Annotated in this window: 3 protein-coding genes; 1 reads left to right on the top strand and 2 read right to left on the bottom strand. The window is 72.7% G+C overall.

Annotation, left to right across the window (positions count from 1 at the left end; genetic code table 11):
* Positions 1-25: 25 nt before the first annotated feature.
* Both ACOV8S_RS20295 and proB read right to left on the bottom strand, forming a co-directional pair.
* The gene (locus tag ACOV8S_RS20295) at positions 26-493 is read right to left on the bottom strand and encodes a hypothetical protein (RefSeq protein ID WP_448319203.1); all 468 of its coding nucleotides are present in this window, start codon (positions 491-493) and stop codon (positions 26-28) included.
* A 157-nt stretch (positions 494-650) separates the two neighbouring features.
* Positions 651-1778, bottom strand: a complete 1128-nt coding sequence (gene proB, locus ACOV8S_RS20290) for a glutamate 5-kinase (RefSeq protein WP_448319202.1) — start codon at positions 1776-1778, stop codon at positions 651-653.
* Positions 1779-2044: 266 nt separating this feature from the next.
* On the opposite strand from proB, the gene ACOV8S_RS20285 reads away from it, so the two are divergent.
* On the top strand, positions 2045-4045 hold a 2001-nt coding region (locus ACOV8S_RS20285), incomplete at its 3' end, for a hypothetical protein (RefSeq protein ID WP_448319201.1).

Genomic DNA, 4045 nt, shown 5'->3' with positions numbered 1-4045 from the left:
GGGCCGGGAGGCCCCGCGCGCGAGGTCAGAAGGGGTGGACGCCCATCCGGGTGGCCGGGGGCGGGCCCTGTCCGGCGGCCACCCGCAGGTGGTAGGTCTCGCGGTCGACGACCTCCAGGCCGACGATCTCCCACCGCGGCAGGTTGGCCGTCCGCCGGTGCTCGCCCCACAGCCGCAGCGCGACCGCGGCCGCGTCGTGCAGGTCGCGGGCCTCCTCCCAGTAGCGGATCTCCGCGTGGTCGGTGGCGTAGCGGCTGGTCAGCAGGAAGGGATGGTCGTGGGCCAGCTGCTCCAGCGCCCGCCGGACCTCCGGCAGCGGCACCTCGGCGCCGGAGACGCTCAGGGTGACGTGCCACAGCCGCGGCAGTTCCTCGGGCACGGACGGCCCGCCCTGGAAGAGGTCGTCGGGCGAGACGCTGGTGAGGCCGCGCCGCGACGCCGCTCCCCCGCCGGCCGGGCGGGACGCCGCCGACTCCGGGCGCACTCGTCTCACAACGGCCTCCTTCGCACGGTGCTCACGGTGGTCGCCCGGCTGCTGCCCTGGCGTGTGTGACCCCCACCAGTGCAGCAGGCGACGGCGCTCCGTGGGGCCGTTTTACGGAACGTCCCCCACCGGATTCCGGCCACCGGGCCGAAAGCCGCCGTCCGCCTCAGCGTCGCAGCAGCACCAGGTCGTCCCTGTGTACGACCTCTCGTTCGTAGGCGGGGCCGAGATCGCGTGCCAGTTCCCTGGTCGAGCGGCCGATCAGGCGAGGAATCTCACGTGCGTCGAAGTTCACCAGACCCCGGGCCACTGCCCGGCCCTCGCCGTCCCGCAGCTCGACCGGGTCGCCCGCGTGGAAGTCGCCCTCGACCCCCGCGATGCCGGCCGGCAGCAGCGAGGTGCGCCGCTCCACGACGGCCCGCACGGCGCCGTCGTCCAGGGTCAGGGCGCCCTGCGGGGCGGAGGCGTGCTCGAGCCACAGCAGGCGGTCGGCGGAGCGGTTGCCGGTGGCGTGGAAGTAGGTGCCGGTGTCCCGGCCCTTCAGCGCGTCCGCGGCCCGGCTGGCGCTGGTGAGGACCACCGGGATCCCGGCCTCGGCGGCGATCCGGGCGGCCTCCACCTTGGTGACCATCCCGCCGGTGCCCACCCCGGCCTTGCCGGCGCTCCCGATCTCGACGCCCTCGAGGTCCTCGGGGCCGCGGATCTCGCTCAGCCGGGAGGTGCCGGGGCGCGACGGGTCGCCGTCGTACAGCCCGTCCACGTCCGACAGGAGGACCAGGAGATCGGCACGGACAAGATGGGCGACAAGGGCCGCAAGGCGGTCGTTGTCCCCGAAACGGATCTCGTCGGTCGCTACCGTGTCGTTCTCGTTGACAACCGGCAGGGCTCCCATGGCGAGCAATTTGTCGAGCGTTCGGGCTGCGTTACGGTGGTGGGCACGCCGACTCGTATCATCGGCCGTCAGCAGCACCTGACCCACCCGCACGCCGTAGCGTGCGAAGGACGCGGTGTAGCGAGCAACCAGCAGGCCTTGCCCCACGCTGGCTGCTGCCTGCTGCCGGGCCAGGTCGCGGGGCCGGCGACGCAGACCCAGAGGGGCGAGTCCCGCAGCGATGGCACCGGAGGAAACCAGGACGACATCCCTCTCGCCACCGTCCCTGCCCGCCGCCAGGACGTCGACCAGCGCGTCGACCCGGTCGGCGTCCAGGCCGCCCTCAGCCGTGGTCAACGACGAGGAACCCACCTTGACGACGATCCTGCGAGCCCCGGTCACGGCCTGCCTTGCCCCTGTCACCTTGAACGTTGTCCCCTCACCTGGTTCTCAGCTGCCCGTCCGGCAATCTACGCGACCCGGACGTCGCGGCGCGCGTGCGTTCCATCCCACGGACGTACGCCCGCGGACCCCGCGCAGGTCTCGATCCGTGCCCGGGCGTCCGAGGCGTGTCGTCGGAGCGTTCAAGCGCGTTGAATCTGAGTCCCTAGACGCAACACGTCCGCGCAGCCCTTTGGAGTGACGCAGTGCCCACACCCGTCCCCCGTCGGCAGACCGCCGAACGAGGCATGGTCACCGCTCTTCTGGCGGTGTCGTTCCTCACACTCGCCGTCACGGCCGTGGTCCCGAACGTGCCCGCCATGATCGCGGCTGCGGTCGTCTCCGTCGCCGTCGAGGTGTTCCTCTACCGCTCGCAGCGGGGCCTGGTCGCGATGTTCGCCAAGATGCACGTCGACACCACGGTGCGGCATCTGCTGCGGGACCTGCTGATCGTCGTCGCCCTGGTCCGTCTCCAGGAGCAGAACGACGAGAGCGGGATGGCCGGGCCGCTGCTGGTGCTGCTCGGGTTCTACGGGCTGCACTTCGCGATCCAGGCCGTCTCGGTGGTCGTCCGCCGGGCCCGCACCACCCCGGTGCTCACCCGGAACATCGACACCTCCGGCCTGCCGCTGACCGCCGCCCCGCCCGCGCTGCTGCTGCGCCGTCCCGGGCACCGGCTGCTGATCCTCGGCCTGCCCGCCACCGCGGGCCTGCTGGGGGCCGGTGCGAGCGGCGAGGCGCTGTGGGGCGTCGCAGGCGCCGGGGTCTCGGCGCTCGCCGCGCTGGCCGGCCTGGCCGTGCTGGGCAGCCACCTGCTGCCGGGCCGCCGTCCGCCGTCCGAGGCCGCCGTGCTCAAGTGGTTCGACGCGTGGCTGGCCGAGTACAAGCCGACCATCGGCATGTACTTCTCCGGCGGCGCCGCCTCCGCCTACCAGGCGAACATGTGGCTCGACTCGCTGGCGAAGCTGGACGGGCGTCCGGTGATCGTGCTGCGTGAGCGCTTCATGATGCAGAAGATCACCGCGACCGACATCCCGATCGTCTGCCTGCCGCAGGTCCACCACCTGATGCGGCTGGAGCACTCCACCCTGCAGGCGCTGATCCACCCGTCGAACTCGGGCAAGACCTCGCAGGTGCTGCGCATCCCGACGATCAAGCACACCTTCGTCAACCACGGCGAGAGCGACAAGCTGTCCTCCTGCAACCCGTACGCCAAGGCGTACGACGAGGTGTGGGTGGCCGGTCCCGAGGCCCGCGAGCGGTACGCGCTGGCCGACGTCGGCATCGAGGACAAGGACATCGTGGAGATCGGCCGTCCGCAGCTGGACGGGATCGTCACCTACAAGGGCGCCCCGCAGGGCGAGTACACCGACGTCCTGTACGCCCCCACCTGGGAGGGCTGGGACGGCAACCCGGGCAACACCTCGGTGGTCGCGGCCGGCGAGAACCTGGTGCGGGCGCTGCTGGCCGACCCCAAGGTGCGCCTGGTCTACAAGCCGCACCCGCTGACCGGCTCGGTCGACCCGCGGGCCGGCGCCGCCGACCTGCGCATCCGTGAGCTGATCCTCGCCGCCAACCGTGAGCGCACCGGTCCGCGTCCCGGCCCGGAGGCCGTGGCCGAGCTGGCGCGGCGGACGGCTGAGCTGGACCGGCTCACCACCTCCACGTTCCGGGAGTCCGCGGACAACCTGGAGCGGATGATGCTGCAGACCGCCCCGGAGCCGGGGCGCGCCGCCGCGGTCACCGCGGCCACCTCCGCCTGGGTGGAGGCGTACTGGGCGGCGCTGCCCGAGTGGGAGCACCAGATCGTCACGGACGCGCGTCCCGACATCCAGACCTGCTTCAACCGGGCGAACCTGCTGATCAGCGACGTGTCCAGCGTGATCTCGGACTACATGGCGAGCGGCAAGCCGTACGCGGTGGCCAACACCTCCGGGCTGAGCGAGACCGCCTTCCGCGAGGCGTTCCCGACGGTGCGGGCGGCGACGGTGCTGACGCCGGACGCGGCGGGTGTGCCGACGCTGCTGGAGCGGGTGCGCGATCCCGAGCTGGACGACCTGCAGGAGGCTCGCGCGGAGCTGAAGCTGCGGCTGCTGGGGCCCTCCGAGCCGCCGTCGCAGGTGCGGTTCAACGAGGCGATGCGGGCGCTGTGCGAGTCCGCGCTGCAGCACCGGCGCCGGATGACCGAGCGGGAGGCCCACATCCCCGGCCAGCGGGCCGCCGCCCCCTCGGGCGACCCCGAGCTCACC

The organism is Streptomyces sp. CO7 (genome assembly GCF_053474865.1).
The sequence above is the reverse complement of the archived record's forward strand: the minus strand, read 5'-3'. Positions and strand labels throughout refer to the sequence as shown.